Source organism: Rhodococcus sp. 24CO, from assembly GCF_050586165.1.
In the GTDB taxonomy this organism is placed as follows: domain Bacteria; phylum Actinomycetota; class Actinomycetes; order Mycobacteriales; family Mycobacteriaceae; genus Rhodococcus_F.
This window is the reverse complement of the sequence record NZ_JAZFNF010000078.1, coordinates 1-565: the sequence shown is the minus strand read 5'-3', so window position 1 is coordinate 565 and position 565 is coordinate 1. Positions and strand designations below refer to the sequence as shown.

Sequence of the window (565 nt, the reverse complement as noted above, 5' to 3'; positions counted from 1 at the left end):
ACCGCATTCAGCACGCGGAGGACGACCGCCCGCCGCTTACCGCCGGCACGGCGTCACCAACGTCCGTTCCTCCTACATCTAGGGCGCGCCATCAGAATTTAGCCAAGCATTTCCGAAAAGCATGATCCCGTCCGCGCTGGGCGTGATGCCGTGCGCGTCCCTGCTCCACGGGATGAAGTACTTGCCTGCTCCGACAACCGCCATCGGAACCGTCTCGTTGACGAGGGTCTGGATGTTCTCGAGGACTTTGCGCTGGTCCTCATCAGTCGGCGCCGTCTGCAATTGTTCGAGAAGAGCGTCCATTTCAGGGTTCTTGTATCCGAGCACGTTCGAGGTCGATTCGCTGTAGAAGCTGCTGTACATGCGCACGAAGGGGGACTCGTCGAGAACATTGAATCCGGCGTATCCGATGTCGTAGTCGTGTTTCGCATACAACGTTTTGACCAGTTCGTTGATGCTCGTGGTGTAGACGATGTCGACGGTGAACCGGGACTGCACCCGGTTTGATTGACATCTGACCTGTGAAGATCAGTCTTCACGGTGGAAGGATGGCGCTATGCCGAAA

At 57.3% G+C, this 565-nt stretch carries 1 protein-coding gene; it reads right to left on the bottom strand.

What is annotated here, in order from left to right; genetic code table 11:
• Nucleotides 1-78: 78 nt before the first annotated feature.
• Complete coding sequence (locus V2B23_RS30920) at nucleotides 79-498, bottom strand: hypothetical protein (RefSeq protein ID WP_430953700.1); 420 nt, start codon at nucleotides 496-498, stop codon at nucleotides 79-81.
• Nucleotides 499-565: the final 67 nt, after the last annotated feature.